Consider the following 18511-nt stretch of genomic DNA (forward strand, 5'->3'; position numbering starts at 1 on the left):
CTCTAAATTGAGCTCTAAACGCTTTTACTTTAGCGTTAAAAGATTCCGCTGAAGCATTTGTACTTCTATTATTAAAATAGTTTAAGATTGACTGGTAATTAATAGTTCTGGTGTTAAGTAGAGTGCTAAAGTTTTTAAAACCGGATTCTTCTACATTCCTGAACCAATGAGCTAGTTTGGTCATAGCAATGTGTTTGTCATTGTAGTTGTTGTAAATCCCACGAAGTTGCTGAACTATTCTATAAGCTGTTTTGATATCAGGATATAACTCAAATAAGATCAAAGTTCTTTCATTTTGACTCTCAGTCCATTTTTCCGGAGATTTATAAAGAGCATATCTACTTCTGGCCAATAACTGCTTTACAGAGTCTCACTATGATTTGTTTTTGTATAAGAAGTATTTAATCCTGGCTAGTAATTGCTTAAATGTATTTTTATTTAAAATATATCTTATTGTAAATCATATAATAGTTGCTTTAAGTTGTCTCTTTAGAAAGAGAACCTTATATTATTGTTATCTAATTTCAGCAAAAGTATCTCCTTGTTTAATATCTCCCGTGCTAAATCCTTTTTTGAACCAGTATATTCGTTGTTCTGAAGTACCGTGTGTAAAAGAGTCTGGAACTACTCGTCCTTGCATTTTACTTTGTATTGCATCATCTCCGACTGCATTTGCCGCACTTAAAGCTTCGTCAATATCGCCAGTATCTAGATTTTTCTCATTGTAATGTGCCCAAACTCCTGCATAAAAGTCAGCCTGAAGTTCTAATGCTACAGATAATTTATTGGCTTGTGCTTCGCTTTTACCTTCTTGAGCTTTACGCATTTTGGCGGATGTACCTAATAATGTTTGTATGTGGTGCCCTATTTCATGCGCTATAACGTATGAAATTGCAAAATCACCACCCTTAGCTCCAAATCTAGTTTTTAATTCCTCAAAGAAGGCTAAATCCATATATACTTTTTGATCTCCAGGGCAATAAAATGGTCCTGATGCTGATGTGGCTCCACCGCAAGCCGTTTCTACTGAACCTTTAAAAAGTACCAATTTCGGATTTTTATATATCATTCCATTTTCAGTAAATATTTTACTCCATATGTCTTCATTATCGGCTAAATTTACTCGAACAAAGTTGCCCATTTCTTCATCTTCCTTGCTTAATGGTGCAGCTACTTCGGTTTGACTAGGCTGAGAGCCTTGCATTTGTTCTAAGACTGGAGTTATAAATTGAGCATTTTCGCCACCAAAAATATTCACTAATAAAATTATAACACCAATAATTCCACCTCCTACGAGAGTTTTACCTCCAGACGACATTCCTCTTCTGTCTTCTACATTATCGCTTTGTCTTCTGCCTTGCCATTTCATAATTATATGGTTTTAACGTTTTTACTCAAATTTACACACACGAATTTATATATATTTTTTGAAATAATTGTTTCTATCTTCTATTTCTTTACTATTTAGATAATAGATTTTATTATGGCTTTTTCGATGCTTCCCTTAATGATTGGTTTTGATATATAACCTGTCATTCCAGCATTGATACAATTTTGTTTTTCATCTTTTTCTGCTCCGGCAGTTACAGCAATTATTGGGATTTTTTTTCCTGATTTTAATTTCCGTATTGCTTTTGTTGCTTCATATCCGTTCATAATTGGCATTTGTATGTCCATAAAGATGATATCTGGATCAATTGTTTTGTATAATTCAACAGCTTGTTCTCCGTTTTCAGCATCGTATATAATAGCATTTATAAAAAGATTTTTTATAGTGGCTTTGAGTAGTAATCGATTGACATTATTATCTTCTACGATAAGGAATTTTATTTCTTTTGTAAGTTGTTCTTTGGTTAAAACATAGGTAGTATTGTTGTTGTTTATAGAATTTTCAAAACAAACAGGATCATATATATTGCAGCTTTGTATATCTAGATCAAAATAAAAAGTGCTTCCTACGTTTACCTTACTTTCTACTTTTAAATGACTATCCATTAAGCTAAGTAATTTGTTTGAAATAGTTAATCCTAATCCTGTACCTCCAAATTTTCGGGTAGTGGAGCTGTCTTCTTGTGAAAATGCTTGGAAAATCCGTTTTTTATTTTCTTCTAGTATTCCAATGCCAGTATCAGAAACTGAAAAGCGTATTGTGTACGTATTATTTATTTTATCTAGTATCGTTACGTTAAGTTTTATGGTACCCTTTTCGGTGAATTTAACTGCATTTGCAAGTAAATTAATTAAAATTTGTTTTATTCTAACGATGTCTATCCAGAAACAGCTGGGTACATCTTCGTTAATGTTAAGTTCTAATGTAAGGTTTTTAAGGTTGGATTCATATAATATTAAATCAATAACTTGATTAAGTACTTCTCGTATGTTATATTGATCAATATTTAACTCTAATTTTCCAGCTTCTATTTTAGAGAAATCAAGAATGTCATTTATAATATTAAGTAATGATTGTGCTGATTGATTAACTGTAATCATATATTTTTGCTGAATCTCCTGAAGATTTGTTTTCATTAGTAAATTTGTAAAACCAATAATTCCATTTAGTGGAGTTCGAATTTCATGTGACATATTTGCTAAAAAATCAGATTTTGATTTATTTGCAGCTTCTGCCAATTGTTTTGCCTTTATTGCATCTTCGGTTTCTTTTTTGCTTGTAATGTCAAAATAAATTCCACCAACAAAATCAATTGTATTTCCCTTTTTGATTACATCACCAAATTCCTCTACCCAGATATATTCGCCAGATTTTCTTTTTATTCTGTAAACGCAATGCATTGGAATTCCTTTGTTTAAATCGTTAATTTGGTTTTTAGTAATGTTTTCTTTGTCATCTGGATGTATTAATGATAGAAAAGACAGTTTGTTTTCTAGAAACTCAGATTTTGGATATCCTGTTAAATTTTCTATTTCATCACTTAGGAATATCTTTGTTGCTAGTTCATCAAATTTTGATAGGTACACAGTGCCAGGAATATTATTAGCGATTAGCTTAAATTTTTCTTCACTTTGGTGAATTCTAGTTTCGTTTCTGTTTCTTTCTAAGGTTGAAGATATGTTATTTGCAAGTGACTGTAAAATATAAATCTCATCTTCGCTCCACTTTTTCTCATTTGTACAATCATCGAATCCTATAAATCCTGTAAACTCATCATTAATATATAAAGGAAGTATTAGAATAGATTTGATTTCATTGGCTATTAATAGTTCTTTAAAAAAAGAATCTTTAAGTTTTGTGGTGAGTGTATTTAATATTTTTTTGTTTTGTGCCTGAGAAAATATTTCATTTAAGTTTTCAGGGCTAAAACCTTGTAGTTTTGTTATTTGTTCTATAATTCCTTTTCTTGCCCATTTATATTTTTGACTAACAAGGTTTGTGTCCATATCTTTTTCATAATAAAACATATGATCAACTTTTGTCGCTTTTCCTATTATGTCAAAAGTTTCTTCAAACATTTTGGAGGTACTTTTACTCAGTAAAAACTTTTCGGTACATAATGCTAATGCAGATAATAACTGACTCTTGAATTCTAATTTTTTTTCTGCAATTAATCTCATTTGTGATGAGATAGCTAAGGAAATAATATCTGAAATTGTCCGACCAAAACTGATGTCTTCATTGTCCCAAATTCGTTTATTTTGGGTTGCTTCAAAACAAAGAATACCCGTTAGTTGTCCATTTGTAAAAATAGGGATATCTAGCATTGACTTAATATTATTCTTTAAGAAAGCCTTTTTTGTAAATTCAGACATTTCTAATTGATTAAAGACATCAGGAGCATTTATTATAGTTTTGTTTTTTATAGAATCAAAATATATAGGATAGGATTCTTTTTTTAAAACTGTTCTTTTATTAAGCTTATGATTGTCTATGCTGAAAAAATTGGAACAGGTAATAGTATCTTCAGTATACTTCCAATAACTAACCCGATTTGTTTTTGAAGCTATTGCTGCTTCTTTGATAATTAGTTCGACAACACTGTCTATGTCATTATAATTGCTAAAGTTTGTTGTTGATAATTTTTTGGATACTGTATTGTAATCTTCTATTTTTTCGTGCCTGATTTTATTTTCAATTTCAATGTTTTTTAGTTTGGTAATATCTCTTGCTATACCTGCATAACCCGTTATTTTTCCTAAATCATTTTTGCGGATAATAACTTTAAGTGAGACCCATAATTCTTCTTTATTTTTTGTCAATAATGGAATTTCAATAGCAGGAAAATTATTTTCTTTTTTCTTTAGGTTCTCTTCCAGATTTTCATAAAAACTCATCGTATTTGTGATGTAGTCTAATCGAATGAATTCTAGGTAATTATGTGAAATGATTTCTGATTGGGAATACCCTAATGTTGAAATTGCAAATTCATTGATAAAAGTAAAATTACCATCATCATCGGCTTCAAAAATTAAATCAGTAGCTGTCTGGATTAGATTTTTATATAAATCTTTGGTATTAATTTGTTCTGTAATATCTTGTCCAATACCAATTATTAAGTTTTCAGAGAATTTTTTATCTTTCCATTGAATGTATTTGTATTCTCCATTTTTACATTTTAATTTCCTAATGTAGAGTTTGTTGTCGGCGTAATTTAAATGATATTCTTCGGCAATAAATTCGGGATCTTCAGTGAGTTTCCAAAAACCCATTCCCATGACTTCTTCAGGTGAATATCCAAGAATATTAATTATAGTTTCGCTACAAAATAAGATTTCTCCTTTGCAATTACTTGCTATAGTTAGTGAATTTCCTTTATGTACTATTTCATTTGAAAAACGAAATTTATCATTCATATTTAGTAATACAGCATATTTTACATAGTTGGCAACAAATGAAATAAGAGAGAAATTAATTAAAACTACGGATGTCTTAAACGAAATTAATTGTGAAATTGTAGCATCAATTAAAAATAAAAATATGAAGGCTGTAAAAATCCAATATAATTTTATAGGTTTTAAAATAGAATATGAAAAGTAAAAGGCAACAATAAAGCTAATTATAGGATTGATGTCATTGGGTAAAATAATTACATTACGTGCTATATAAATAAAAAAGAGCAAAAATAATGCAATGAAGATAAATTGTACATTTTTACGTAAGTAGTTAACTTTGGTTGTTATGAAGTAGAATAATAAAAAGAGCAAACCAATAAAGGTATTTATAATAAGTAAGCTTTTTGGTCTAATTTTTAATAGCTCATTAATTACTTCTATTAATATTATGTTGATCCCTAAGAATAAAAAATAAAGTAAATACTCTTTGTCGGTAGTATCATTCTCTTTTTCTTTTTCGATAAAATTGCCTAATTGATTTTTTATATTAAAAAAATGATAAACCAAAAAGGCAATAAGACCAAATAGAACTAGCCCTAGAGCAGGGAGCTTAGGATTGTTATATGAAATCATCCATTGAATGCTTACGTCGTTAAATAACAATAATTTATTTGCCAAGTCTATTGGGGTTGGCCATGAGAATATTATTGATATAAAACTACAGTAAAAAACCATAGATTTTGGAGGGTTTTTGGTTTGATTAAATAGATTCTTGTGGGAATTATTATTTTAATAGTGCTTTTATAAAAATGTTTTTGGTCCTGAATTATATTCTTTAATTTCTTCGATTTTATCTAAACCAATAATTGAAGAATAGATAGCATATGTCATAGAATAAATAAATGGAATAGTGAAAATTACTCCGATACAACATCCGATGAATCCAACCATTACACCTAATACTGAAACAATTAATAATCCTATAAGCATTAAAGGTTGTTTCGAGACAACCATAAAGCTTGTTTTAATTGCTTCAACAGCATTAAAATTACCAAAGATAATTAGTGGAATTGTTAGGTAAGTAAAAAGTGAAACTAGCAATGAAATTACTGTTCCTATAAATGATAAGTTAAGAGTATCAAGAATTACTGATATAGAAGCGTTTATTATTGATATAAGCAATGTAGCTACAATAATATTTGTTAGGTATGGTAATCTATAGTAATAAAAAATAGTAGATACATTAAATTCTTCATCTTTATCTGCACAGTCAGCCATTTTTAAAAAACCAGCTGTAAATGGGGCAAAAATTACAGCCAATAAAAGCATACTTGCCATATAAATTACAAGTGATTGTCCAGATAATTTAACGTGTTGTAAGTTTTCTAAAGATTCTTTTGTAAAACTTTCGATTCCAAAAATAGAAATTAGAACTCCAGAACCTAAAACACCAAGTATAAAGTAAAAAATAAGTATAATCAATCCAGCGTAAAGGGCTATTTTTTTATAATTTTCGAAAGCATGATTAAATACATTTGAAAAATTTAATTGATACCCATTTTTTTTAATTTCTTCAATTCGTTGTTGCGTAGGATTCATAGTTTTTTAAAGTAGTTATTTGATTGTATTTAATTTTTTTCTAGATTATTTAATTATAAAATATCAGTAGTAAATGTAATATATTTTTTAAATCGATCAAGTTTAAAACATTTTTTTGACAAAAGGATCTCGTGTGGTTAGTTACTTAGTTGTGAAAAATTAATTTGTCTATAAATATTTAAAATAGATTGTATTTACATCCAATCTAATAATTTTTTAATGGTTGCTAATTTGTCTTTATATGGTGCATATCGCATTGGCAGATCTAGCCAGTTGGCCTTTTTAACAATGCCTTTATGATGAGAAAATGTATCAAAACTTAATTTACCATGATATGCCCCAATGCCACTATGTCCTACACCTCCAAATGGAAGTCTTTTATTTGAAAAATGAATAATTGTATCATTTATACATCCTCCACCAAATGAATAACGTGTGATTGTTTTTTTTGCAAAATGGGGATTTTCACTAAATACATATAAAGCAAGAGGTTTTTCGTATTGGTCGATGATGTTCTTTATGTCTGCCTCGGTTTTGTAGGTAAGTATAGGTAATAATGGTCCGAAAATTTCTTCTTGCATAATATTACTTTCTATATTTGGCTCATCAATAAGAGTGGGAGCAATGTAAAGGCTTTTAGGATCTGTTTGTCCTCCGAAAATTACTTTATTTGACTCAATCATGCTATCTAATCGTACCCAGTTTTTGATGTTGATTATTCTTGCAAAATCAGGGGAATCTTGTGGGTTTTGACCGTAAGCTTTAATGATTTCATCTTTTAAATAACCTATAAGATAAGTTTTCATACTTTTATGAATCAGGATATAATCAGGAGCAATACAGGTTTGTCCAGCATTGATGAATTTACCCCATACAATTCTTTTTGCTGCTAATTTTAAATTAGCTGTTTCATCAATAATACATGGGTTTTTCCCGCCAAGTTCAAGTGTAACTGGAGTGAGGTTTTCGGCAGCGGCTTTTGCTACAATTTTCCCGACGGCTACACTTCCGGTAAAGAATATATAGTCCCAGCGTTTTTCCAAAAGTTTTTGCGAAACATCGGTACCTCCTTGTACTACTTCGACATGATTAATGTGAAATGTTTTCTGAATTATTTCACTTATAATCTCGGCTGTTTTAGGAGTAAGTTCTGAAGGTTTTAAAGTGACTTTGTTTCCTGCTGCGACGGCTGATATTAATGGGCATAAAGCAAGTTGGAAAGGATAATTCCAAGGAGCTAAAATTAATATTTTCCCAAAAGGCTCTTTATAAATATAATCGGTAGAAGGAAAATTAAGTATTGATGAAAAAACACGTTGCGGTTTTGCCCAGCTATAAATGTTTTTAATAGTATCTTTTAATTCCGAAATGACATAATTGGTTTCGGTTAGAACAGCTTCAAAAGCAGGCTTTTTGAAATCATCATACAAAGCTTTAACGATTAAATCTTCGCTTTCTTGTATGTTGAACAATAGTTTTTTAAGCGTCTCTTTTCTGTAACCAATGTCATTTTTATAGTCCATTTTAAAAATCAGCTTAGTTTTACACTATGCAAGTTAATTTTAAAATATCAAATAAAATAGTTTTTTTCTAAAAATTATATAGCATTCCATATTACTTCATCTGGAGTAGGTGCTATAATAGTAAGTGATTCTTTTGTTACTGGATGTATGAAGGTTAATTTTCGTGCATGAAGATGAATTCCTCCATCGGGATTGCTTCTGTCAAAACCGTATTTTAGATCTCCTTTTATAGGTGATCCAATAGCCGAAAGTTGCGCTCTAATTTGATGATGTCTGCCTGTATGTAAATTAATTTCCAGTGCTACGTAATTCTGAAGTTCTTTAAATACAGTATAATCTAAGCTAGCTAATTTACTCTCTGGAACTTCTTTTAGATGTGCTTTTGATGTATTGTTTTTTTCATTTCTTTTTAAAAAATGAACCAATTTGGCAGTTGTTTCCTGAGGTTTGTTCTTAACAACTGCCCAATAGGTTTTTTGAGTTTCGCGATTACTAAACAGTTCGTTCATACGCGTTAAGGCTTTACTTGTTCTGGCAAAAACAACTATTCCAGTTGTAGGGCGGTCTAAGCGATGTATTACACCCAAAAACACTTCGCCAGGTTTATTATATTTATCTTTAATATATTCTTTTACAACATCCGATAAGGGCTTATCACCTGTTTTATCACCTTGTACAATATCGCCTACACGCTTATTAACCACAATAATATGGTTGTCTTCGTGTAGAACTTGGAGATTGTCTTTGGTCGAAATAATTTTCATAGTTAGATTGGCTTAGATTATTGGATTTTTAGAAAACTTATTTTAAGGAGCTATGATTGTTTAATATTTTGTTTCAATTGAAATTTTGGTTAAATCTTTAAGTTGAATTGTAATTTTAGTTTCTAATTCTGAAATACAAATTAATTCATCATTCTTTATTTCTGCACTAAAAATTGGATTTGAAAAGGTAAAAAATATCGCCCAATTTAAGTCACCATTTTTATTAGTTGATGCAATAAATCCTTCATGTCCCATACTTCCATCTCCAAATACAATTATTTCATCTCCATGATTTATTGCTCCATGAAAAATATTAACAGTTGTCCAAATATCACTTTCGTATTTTTCTAAGCTATCAATTGTTGTGTCACATAATGGAATCCAATATTGTTTGCTCTTCTTTGAGTTAGGTTCTTGTAACTTATAGATATTTGCTATAATAACTTTTCCATTTTTAAACAAAATACAGTCAGTTTTTGGAAGTAATTCTTTTCTCCACTGATCTTGTATGTAATTGATTTCTTTGTTCATTATTATAGCTTAATTCAAACACATTAATTAAGAATATTAAAGACTATATACTTAATACTGCTCTTTTTCGTTAGGAAAATCTCCAGATTTTACATCATCTACATATTGGCTAATTGCTGTAGTCATTCCTTCATATAAATTCATGTAGCGTCTTAAGAAACGTGGACTAAACTCATTGTTCATTCCTAGCATATCGTGAATTACAAGAACTTGACCATCAACTTGACCTCCAGCACCGATTCCGATTACAGGAATAGAGATGCTTTTGGCAACTTTCTCAGCTAAATGTGCAGGAATTTTTTCTAGGACTAAAGCAAAACAACCAATTTTTTCTAGCATTTTTGCATCTTCAATTAGTTTTTCGGCTTCGTCTTCTTCTTTAGCACGAACAGTATATGTTCCGAATTTATATATTGATTGTGGTGTTAAACCCAAATGTCCCATAACAGGAATTCCTGCGTTTAAAATCTTTTTTATAGATTCTTTAATTTCTTTTCCACCTTCTAGTTTTACTGCATGGCCACCGCTTTCTTTCATGATTCTGATAGCAGAGCGTAATGCTTCTTTTGGATCCGATTGGTAACTTCCAAAAGGTAAATCAACAACTACCAAAGCTCTTTCGATAGCTCTCACTACAGATGAAGCATGATAAATCATTTGGTCCAAAGTAATTGGTAATGTAGTTTCATGACCAGCCATCACATTTGAAGCTGAATCTCCCACAAGAATCACATCAATTCCAGCAGTATCAACAATTTTGGCCATGGTATAATCGTAAGCCGTTAGCATTGAAATTTTTTGCCCATTGGCTTTCATTTCAATTAATGATTTAGTAGTAATTCTTTTGTAATCTTTTTTTGCTACAGACATTGTAATCTATGATTTAGTTCCGACAGAATCGGGATTGATTTATATTTTGAATCTGTAAAAGTAATAAATTGAATTTTTTTAAATTGAATTTTGATTGGGAATATAAAAATGAGAAGTAAAAGTTTTATAGAATTGCTATTAATGGAAAGTATTTTGAAGTATTTAATTAACAAATGGGTAAATTAACTAATTTTGAAAAACTAATTCACAAATTCCCATTTTGAAAAATATCCTCATTATTGACGACGAAGAAAAATTACGTAATCTTCTCGCTAGAATTATACGTTCAGAAGGTTTCGAAGTTTTTGAAGCACCAGATTTAAAATCAGGTTATAAAAAATTGGAACATAATGATATTGATGCTGTACTTTGCGATGTAAAACTTCCCGATGGAAATGGTGTTGATTTTCTTCAAAAAATAAAAACAGGTTTCCCTCTCACGGAAGTTATTTTGTTAACTGCTTTTGGTAAAATTTCGGATGGCGTTCAAGCCATGAAAAATGGTGCTTTCGATTATATTGTGAAAGGCGATGATAATGATAAAATTATTCCGCTTTTGTATAAAGCTTTAGAAAAAGTACAATTGCAGAAGAAAGTTAAGCAACTTGAAAAGAGAATCTCTGATAAATATTCATTTGATAATATTATCGGTAAATCTAAGGGGTTGGAGCAGGTTATTAATTTGGCGCAAAAAGTTTCTAAAACTGATTCGACTGTATTGTTGATGGGTGAAACAGGAACTGGTAAAGAAGTTTTTGCTCAGGCAATTCATGAAAACAGCAATAGGGTTGGTAAGTCTTTTGTGGCATTAAATTGCAGTACTTTTAGTAAAGAAATTCTTGAGAGCGAATTGTTTGGACATAAGCAAGGTGCTTTTACAGGGGCTATTAAAGATAAAAAAGGATATATTGAAGAGGCTAACGGGGGGACTTTATTCTTAGATGAGATAGGAGAAATGCCATTAGAACTGCAAGCTAAATTATTGCGTGTTCTGGAAACAAGCGAATACATACAGCTTGGAGATACTAAACCAAGAAAATCTAATTTTAGGTTAATTGCAGCAACCAATCGGGATTTAAAGATTGAAAGTGAAGAACATCGTTTTCGTTCGGATTTATATTTCAGGTTGAATATATTTGAAATCAAGATTCCGCCTTTACGAGAAAGGGTTAAGGATATTGCTCCATTGGCATATTATTATGTGAAGCAATTTTCTGAAAAAATAAATAAAAAAGAATTATCTATTGATGAGGGTTTTATGCAAAAACTGGAAACTTACCAATGGCCCGGAAATGTTCGTGAATTAAAGAACGTTATCGAACGCTCGGTAATTTTGGTAAATGATGATGTTTTAACAGAAGATGTGTTGCCTTATGAAATGCAACATCAGGTAGTTAAAACGAATAAAAGTGTCTCAGCTTTTTCTATGCAAAGTGTAGAAAAGTTGCACATCCAGAAAGTATTTAATTATACTAAAGGTAATAAAGCAGAAACGGCACGATTACTCGAAATTGGGATTGCGACTCTTTATCGAAAACTAGACGAATATAATATCCAATAATTAAACATACTATTTTGAGAAAAGCCTATCATTTTGATAGGCTTTTTTTATGTCTAAATATTCAGTAGATTTGATAATGTTTTAGTTTTTAGAGCTTTGTGATTAATTGTTTTTTTTGGAATGTATTTTGGCATAAGGGATGGAGAACTAAAAAAATTATTCTTATGAAAAATCAAGTCACCACGATTTACAAGCAAGCAGAGCGTTTTGCCGAAATCACTAAGACTGCAATCATTACGGGGAATATTGTCAGAGCAAAAAAATGCCTGGCTCTTGCCGAGAGATTATATACTACGGGAAGTTACGAAACTAAAAGTGCTATTTCGAATGTATATATTTTCTCTGTTTCTTCTTTTATGGAATTGCGTCACTGTACGATTTCGGATTTATTTCCAAAATCGTTGAAGGCAGAATATATAAAACAAATTAATGCGTCGGGAGTGTAAGAAAGACTGATAGAAACAAGAGAATAGAAACAAGAGAATAGAAGCAAGGCAAAAAGACTAAATCTTGTATTTTTAAGTCTTGATTCTCCTCATCTAAAAATAAATAATCCAATAATCTAAATAAATCAAAACCTATGTTACTCACTATTATTTTACTCGCACTGGCAGTTTTGCTCTTTGCGATTTGTTTTAAATCTGTTGAATTTTTTGAAAAAATTTAAATCATGACTGCACTATTTATCATCGCCCTTGCCGTTTTCGGCTATTTGGTTTATGTACTAATCAAACCCGAAAAATTTTAAATTACGTAAAATGCTTTCTATAAAAATGTAAAAACTAAAAGAAGAAAAGTAAGAAGGTTAGATGGTGTACATCAGTTTGTTTTTACTTTTCATATTTTACAATTTACATTTCACAAAAAAAACATTTTAGAATTCACAAAAAAACATCTCATAACTATGAATACAGAATTATTTGGCGTCATCAGTATTTTTATCATTACGATAGTTTTAGCCATTCCTTTGGGGAAATATATTGCTAAAGTTTATTTGGGTGATAAAACATTACTTGACCCGATTTTCAATCCAATTGAAAAACTTATTTTTAAAATCAGTGGAATCAATTCCACCGAAGAAATGAACTGGAAACAGCACTTAAAAGCACTTTTAAGTATAAATATGGTTTGGTTTTTTCTTTGCTTTTTTATTTTATTGTTTCAAGGGTCGTTATTTTTAAATCCTGATAACAATCCATCGATGAGTCCAGATTTGGCGTTTAATACTGCCATTTCATTTATAGTGAACTGTAATTTACAGCATTATTCAGGCGAAAGTGGTGTATCTTATTTATCTCAAATGTTCCTGATGTTCTTGCAATTTGTTTCAGCAGGTGTTGGACTGGCTGCTGCTGCAATGGTTTTTACTGCTATGAAAGAAAGAACTACAGATAAACTAGGTAACTTTTATAATTATTTTATAAAAAGCTGTACTCGTATTTTATTACCTCTTTCGGCTATTGTAGCTATTGCTCTTATATTTAGCGGTTCTCCGATGACTTTTGAAGGTAAAGATGCAATTACTACTTTACAAGGTGATCATGTAGAGGTTTCTCGTGGACCTGCTGCAGCATTTATCGCTATAAAACATATAGGTACAAACGGGGGTGGTTTTTTTGGAGCTAACTCAGCTCATCCATTAGAAAACCCTACTTATTTTACGAATGCCGTTGAATTATGGGCGCAATTAATTGTTCCGTTTGCTATGATTTTTGCTTTAGGTTTTTATCTTAAGAAAAGAAAATTTTCATACGTAATTTTTGGAGTAATGACGGTTGGATTCTTATTGCTAGTTATCCCAACAGTTATGAGCGAGATTAACGGAAATCCTGCTATCGAAAGAATGGGGATTACTCAAGCTACAGGTGCAATGGAAGGTAAGGAGGTTCGTTTTGGACCAGCCATTTCAGGCTTTTGGAGTATTGCAACTACAGTGATCTCTACAGGTTCTGTTAACAGTATGCATGATAGCTCGATGCCAGTATCTGGTGCTATGGAATTGCTTGCTATGATGGTTAATGCTTTTTATGGTGGCTGTGGTGTTGGTATTCTTAACTTTTACGTATTCATTATTCTAGCTGTATTTATTTCGGGTTTAATGGTAGGTAGAACTCCAGAGTTTTTAGGAAAGAAAATCGAAGCTCGGGAAGTTAAAATTGCTGCTTTTATTGCTATTCTTCATCCTTTATTAATATTATCAGGAACAGCCTTAGCGTCTTATTTTGCTGCAAATGATACTGCAATGGGATTTTGGTTTAGCGGGAATGCAACGGGTTGGTTAAACAATCCAGGTAATCACGGATTTTCGGAAATGTTATATGAATATACTTCGAGTGCTGCCAATAACGGTTCTGGTTTTGAAGGTTTAGGAGATAACAACCCATTCTGGAATATTACTACTGGTATTGTATTGTTATTGAGTCGTTTTATTCCTATAATCGGGCCATTGGCTATTGCAGGATTGCTTGCTAATAAAAAATATATCCCAGAAAGTGCAGGAACTTTAAAAACTGACACTTCTATTTTTGGAGTTATGGTTTTTGCTGTAATCGCAATTATCGCCGCCTTATCATTCTTCCCAGCGTTGGCTTTAGGTCCATTGGCAGAATATTTTACATTAAAATAATATAAAAGAAAATGACTAACAATAAATCCAATTCATTGTTTGAAAGTAAGCAGGTAAAAGATGCCTTGGTGCAATCTTTTGTGAAGCTTAATCCAAAATTGATGATTAAAAATCCGGTAATGTTTACCGTAGAAATAGGTACTGCTATTATGTTTGCCGTTTGTATTTCCATATTAATGGGAGCACAGGATCAAGGTAGTTTTGCATATAATTTAATTGTGTTTTTAATTTTACTCGTAACACTTTTGTTTGCCAACTTCGCCGAAGCAATTGCCGAAGCTAGGGGTAAAGCTCAAGCCGATAGTTTAAGAAAAACTAGGGAGGAAACTCCCGCAAGACAAATTCTGCCTAACGGAGAAATCAGAAATATTAGTTCTTCGGAATTAAAAAAAGGAGATGTTTTTGTTTGTGAAGCTGGAGATTTAATTGCAACCGATGGTGAAATTATCGAAGGTTTGGCAACTATTGACGAAAGTGCGATTACTGGAGAAAGTGCTCCTGTAATTCGTGAAGCTGGTGGAGATAAATCATCAGTTACTGGTGGAACAAAAGTATTGTCGGATAAAATTAAGGTTATTGTAACTTCTGAACCAGGTGAAAGTTTTCTTGATAAAATGATTGCTTTGGTTGAAGGAGCAAGTCGTCAGAAAACGCCAAACGAAATTGCATTGACTATTTTGTTGGCTGCCTTTACACTAATCTTTGTAATTGTTTGTATTACACTAAAACCATTTGCAGATTATGCGAATGCTCCAATAACAATCGCTGCTTTTATTGCACTGTTTGTATGTTTGATTCCAACAACAATTGGAGGGTTACTTTCTGCAATCGGGATTGCGGGTATGGATAGAGCGTTGCGCGCTAACGTAATTACAAAATCTGGAAAAGCGGTAGAAACTGCTGGAGATATTGATGTATTGCTTCTGGATAAAACAGGAACAATTACTATTGGTAACAGAAAAGCAACTAATTTTTATCCTGCTCAAGGCGTTTCGGAAAAAGAATTTATTGAATCAGCTGTATTAAGTTCCCTTGCAGATGATACTCCAGAAGGAAAAAGTATTGTAGAACTAGCTGGTACAACGGTGGCTCAAAGCTTATCTATTGAAGGGGCTACTTTAATCAAGTTTACTGCTGAAACCAGAACTAGTGGTGTTGTTTTAAAAGACGGTACTAATATTAGAAAAGGAGCTCAGGATGCTGCAAAAAATATTGCACTTCAGGCTGGGAATGTTTTTCCAGAAGATATTGCTCAAAAAGTAATTGATATCTCATCTAAAGGAGGAACTCCATTGGTGGTGATTAAAAACGACCAGGTGCAAGGTGTTATCGAATTACAGGATATCATTAAAACGGGAATGAAAGAACGTTTTGACCGTTTGAGAAAAATGGGTGTTAAAACGGTAATGGTTACTGGAGATAACCCTCTTACGGCTAAGTTTATTGCAGAAGCTGCTGGTGTTGATGATTTTATTGCCGAAGCGAAACCTGAGGATAAAATGAACTACATTAAAAATGAGCAACAAATGGGTAAACTTGTCGCAATGATGGGTGATGGTACGAATGACGCACCAGCTCTTGCACAAGCCGATGTAGGTGTTGCAATGAATAGTGGAACTCAAGCTGCTAAGGAAGCTGGAAACATGGTCGATTTAGATAATGACCCAACTAAGTTAATTGAGATTATTGAGATTGGAAAACAGTTATTAATGACTCGAGGTACGCTTACAACATTTTCTATTGCAAATGACGTAGCGAAGTATTTTGCAATTGTTCCAGCGCTTTTTATAACAGCGATTCCTGCTTTGCAAGGTTTAAATATCATGCATTTGCATAGTCCAGAGAGTGCTATTTTATCGGCTGTAATATTTAATGCGATTATTATTCCGATATTGATTCCGCTAGCGTTGAGAGGTGTTGATTATAAGCCAATCGGTGCCAGTGCAATCTTAAAAAGAAACTTATTGATATACGGTTTAGGTGGATTGATTATTCCTTTTATTGGTATTAAATTAATTGATTTGGTTGTAGCTCTGTTTATGTAATTAAATAAAAGTTCTGAGATGCTAAGAGACTAATGTTCTAAGATTTGTTCTTAGTGTCTTAGCACCTTAGTCTCTTAGAAATTCAAAAAAATAAAAACAAAATGAAAAATATATTTTCAATAGTAAAATTTACCCTACTTATGGTAGTTCTGTTTGCAGTTATTTACCCTTTGGCAATTTATGGAATTGCACAGTTTGCACCTAATCAAGGTAAAGGAGAAACTATTTTGGTTAATGGTAAAGTGGTAGGGTACCAAAAAATAGGTCAGAAATTTGATAAGTCTAATTATTTTTGGGGACGTCCATCAGCTGTAGATTATAATGCTGCTGGAAGTGGTGGAAGTAATAAAGGACCAAGTAATGCTGATTATTTAGCTGTGGTTCAAAAGAGAATTGATACTTTTTTAATCGTTCATCCTTATTTAATAAAATCGGAAATTCCTGCCGATATGGTTACTGCTTCTGGTAGTGGATTGGATCCAAATATTTCACCACAAGGCGCTTTGGTTCAGGTGAAACGTGTTGCTAAAGAAAGAAAATTACCTGAAGACAAAGTAAAAGCTTTGGTTGAATCTAAAATCAATACTCCTAAGATTATGGGAACTCCAATAGTTAATGTTTTGGAATTAAACGTTGCTCTGGATGAACTTTCTAAAAAAGGGTCTTAAGTTTTAACTTCTGCAAAGGTTTTGGAAACCTGTTAGGATAAGAAAATAGCAGTAGATACACTAATTAATACTAAATCTAACAGGTTTTTAAAACGTGTTGGCTAGGATGCTAGTGCTTTGTATTATCCATATTTATGGACAAAATAGCGATAGACTTGTAGTTGCTTTATCTAAGTTTGTCCTTTACTTCCTAACAGGTTCTTGCAAGCCTGTTAGGAAAAACTAAAGCCTTTGTTACCCCGAAGTGTTTTTAGCCCAGTTCCGATAAGTATCGGAAGGAGCGGTATTCTTTTCTTGCTTCTTTAATCAGGAAAAGATATAGCTGATAGCTGGTCCCGATAGCTATCGGGATTGCTCCTAAAAAATAATAATAAATAAAATTTAATTATACGCGATAGGTTAAAGAAACTTGTCGGGTTTAAATCCCCCTTATAAAATGAAAAAAATAATACTTATAGCTTTAATAGCTTTCGGATATACAACAGTTAATGCTCAAGAAGAATCTAAAAGTCCGTTTACATTTTCGGGTTATATAGATACTTATTACAGTTATGATTTTGGAAAACCTGACAATCATACTCGTCCAGGTTTTCTTTATAATTATAATAAGCACAATGAAGTAAATTTAAATTTAGGTTTAGCAAAAGTTAATTATGCTAAAGACAATGTTCGAGGTAATTTTGCAATTATGGCCGGAACTTATGCCGAATATAATCTGGCAGCTGAGCAAGGTTTATTGAAAAATGTATATGAGGCTAATGTAGGAGTGAAAATTTCTAAGGAACATAATCTTTGGATTGATGCAGGAATTATGCCTTCACATATTGGTTTTGAAAGTGCAATCGGGAAGGATTGTGTGACTTTGACTAGAAGTATCTTAGCTGAAAATTCTCCATATTATGAAGCAGGTGTAAAGCTAGGATATACATCTAAGAGCGAAAAATGGTATTTGGCTGTGATGTATTTAAATGGATGGCAACGTATCCAGAAAGTTGAAGGTAATCAGACTCCAGCTTTTGGAACTCAGGTTACTTACAAACCAACTTCGCTAGTTACATTAAACTGGAGTACGTATGTTGGGAATGAACAACCAGATGTAGATAGAAAATGGAGATACTTTAATGATTTTTACGGACAGTTTAAAGTGTCTGAAAAAGTGAATTTGGTTGCTGGTTTTGACATTGGTGTACAACAAGCGACTAACGGAAGCTCTGACTATGATGTTTGGTATGCTCCAATTGTTATAGCGCAGTATAAACCAACAAATAAAATCATGGTAGCTGCAAGAGGGGAGTATTACCAGGATAAAAAGGGTGTAATCATTGCAACTGATACCCCAAATGGTTTTAAAACGTATGGTTTCTCGGCAAATTTTGATTATTTAGCTGCAGAAAACGTAATATTTAGATTAGAAGCACGAACTTTGAATAGTAAAGATGATATCTTTTTGAAGAATAATAATCCAACAGATAGTAACGTATTTATAACGACATCTTTGGCAATCACTCTTTAGATTATTTAGAAGTCAGAAGCAAGAGG

General features: G+C 31.9%; 14 protein-coding genes. 6 read left to right on the top strand and 8 right to left on the bottom strand.

Translation table 11 applies throughout. The annotated features are described in order from the left end of the window. From IUY40_RS17100 to panB, 8 genes are all read right to left on the bottom strand, one after another. On the bottom strand, nucleotides 1–352 hold a 352-nt coding region (locus tag IUY40_RS17100; RefSeq protein WP_195738079.1), incomplete at its 3' end, for a transposase. Between the two features lie 162 nt (nucleotides 353–514). Further along, the gene (locus IUY40_RS17105; protein ID WP_195738080.1) at nucleotides 515–1369 is read right to left on the bottom strand and encodes a neutral zinc metallopeptidase; all 855 of its coding nucleotides are present in this window, start codon (nucleotides 1367–1369) and stop codon (nucleotides 515–517) included. Nucleotides 1370–1464: 95 nt separating this feature from the next. Next, nucleotides 1465–5463, bottom strand: a complete 3999-nt coding sequence (locus IUY40_RS17110; RefSeq protein WP_229335616.1) for a PAS domain S-box protein — start codon at nucleotides 5461–5463, stop codon at nucleotides 1465–1467. A 123-nt stretch (nucleotides 5464–5586) separates the two neighbouring features. Then, a complete protein-coding gene (locus tag IUY40_RS17115; RefSeq protein ID WP_195738082.1) occupies nucleotides 5587–6384 on the bottom strand; it encodes a hypothetical protein in 798 nt (265 codons plus the stop codon). 194 nt (nucleotides 6385–6578) lie between these two features. Further along, nucleotides 6579–7907: an aldehyde dehydrogenase gene (locus tag IUY40_RS17120; protein WP_195738083.1), complete on the bottom strand. Its 1329-nt coding sequence runs from the start codon at nucleotides 7905–7907 to the stop codon at nucleotides 6579–6581. Nucleotides 7908–7981: 74 nt separating this feature from the next. Next, a complete protein-coding gene (locus IUY40_RS17125; protein ID WP_195738084.1) occupies nucleotides 7982–8671 on the bottom strand; it encodes an RNA pseudouridine synthase in 690 nt (229 codons plus the stop codon). A gap of 60 nt (nucleotides 8672–8731) precedes the next feature. Further along, on the bottom strand, nucleotides 8732–9202 hold the full coding sequence (locus tag IUY40_RS17130; protein WP_195738085.1) for a hypothetical protein: 471 nt from the start codon (nucleotides 9200–9202) through the stop codon (nucleotides 8732–8734). Nucleotides 9203–9253: 51 nt separating this feature from the next. Beyond that, nucleotides 9254–10072: a 3-methyl-2-oxobutanoate hydroxymethyltransferase gene (gene panB, locus IUY40_RS17135; RefSeq protein ID WP_195738086.1), complete on the bottom strand. Its 819-nt coding sequence runs from the start codon at nucleotides 10070–10072 to the stop codon at nucleotides 9254–9256. 217 nt (nucleotides 10073–10289) lie between these two features. On the opposite strand from panB, the gene IUY40_RS17140 reads away from it, so the two are divergent. The 6 genes from IUY40_RS17140 to IUY40_RS17170 all read left to right on the top strand — a co-directional run bounded on the left by IUY40_RS17140 (nucleotide 10290) and on the right by IUY40_RS17170 (nucleotide 18485). Then, entirely contained in the window at nucleotides 10290–11633 is a 1344-nt protein-coding gene (locus tag IUY40_RS17140; RefSeq protein WP_195738129.1) for a sigma-54 dependent transcriptional regulator, read from the top strand. Nucleotides 11634–11797: 164 nt separating this feature from the next. Beyond that, nucleotides 11798–12079, top strand: a complete 282-nt coding sequence (locus tag IUY40_RS17145; RefSeq protein ID WP_195738087.1) for a hypothetical protein — start codon at nucleotides 11798–11800, stop codon at nucleotides 12077–12079. Between the two features lie 458 nt (nucleotides 12080–12537). Further along, on the top strand, nucleotides 12538–14259 hold the full coding sequence (gene kdpA / locus IUY40_RS17155) for a potassium-transporting ATPase subunit KdpA (protein WP_195738088.1): 1722 nt from the start codon (nucleotides 12538–12540) through the stop codon (nucleotides 14257–14259). 11 nt (nucleotides 14260–14270) lie between these two features. Then, nucleotides 14271–16304, top strand: a complete 2034-nt coding sequence (kdpB, locus tag IUY40_RS17160; protein ID WP_195738089.1) for a potassium-transporting ATPase subunit KdpB — start codon at nucleotides 14271–14273, stop codon at nucleotides 16302–16304. Nucleotides 16305–16405: 101 nt separating this feature from the next. Next, nucleotides 16406–16972 (top strand): K(+)-transporting ATPase subunit C, encoded by a 567-nt coding sequence (locus tag IUY40_RS17165; protein ID WP_195738090.1) that lies wholly within the window; start codon nucleotides 16406–16408, stop codon nucleotides 16970–16972. Between the two features lie 436 nt (nucleotides 16973–17408). Continuing rightward, complete coding sequence (locus IUY40_RS17170) at nucleotides 17409–18485, top strand: porin (RefSeq protein ID WP_195738091.1); 1077 nt, start codon at nucleotides 17409–17411, stop codon at nucleotides 18483–18485. Nucleotides 18486–18511: the final 26 nt, after the last annotated feature.

Source organism: Flavobacterium sp. ALJ2 (assembly GCF_015594725.1).
In the GTDB taxonomy this organism is placed as follows: domain Bacteria; phylum Bacteroidota; class Bacteroidia; order Flavobacteriales; family Flavobacteriaceae; genus Flavobacterium.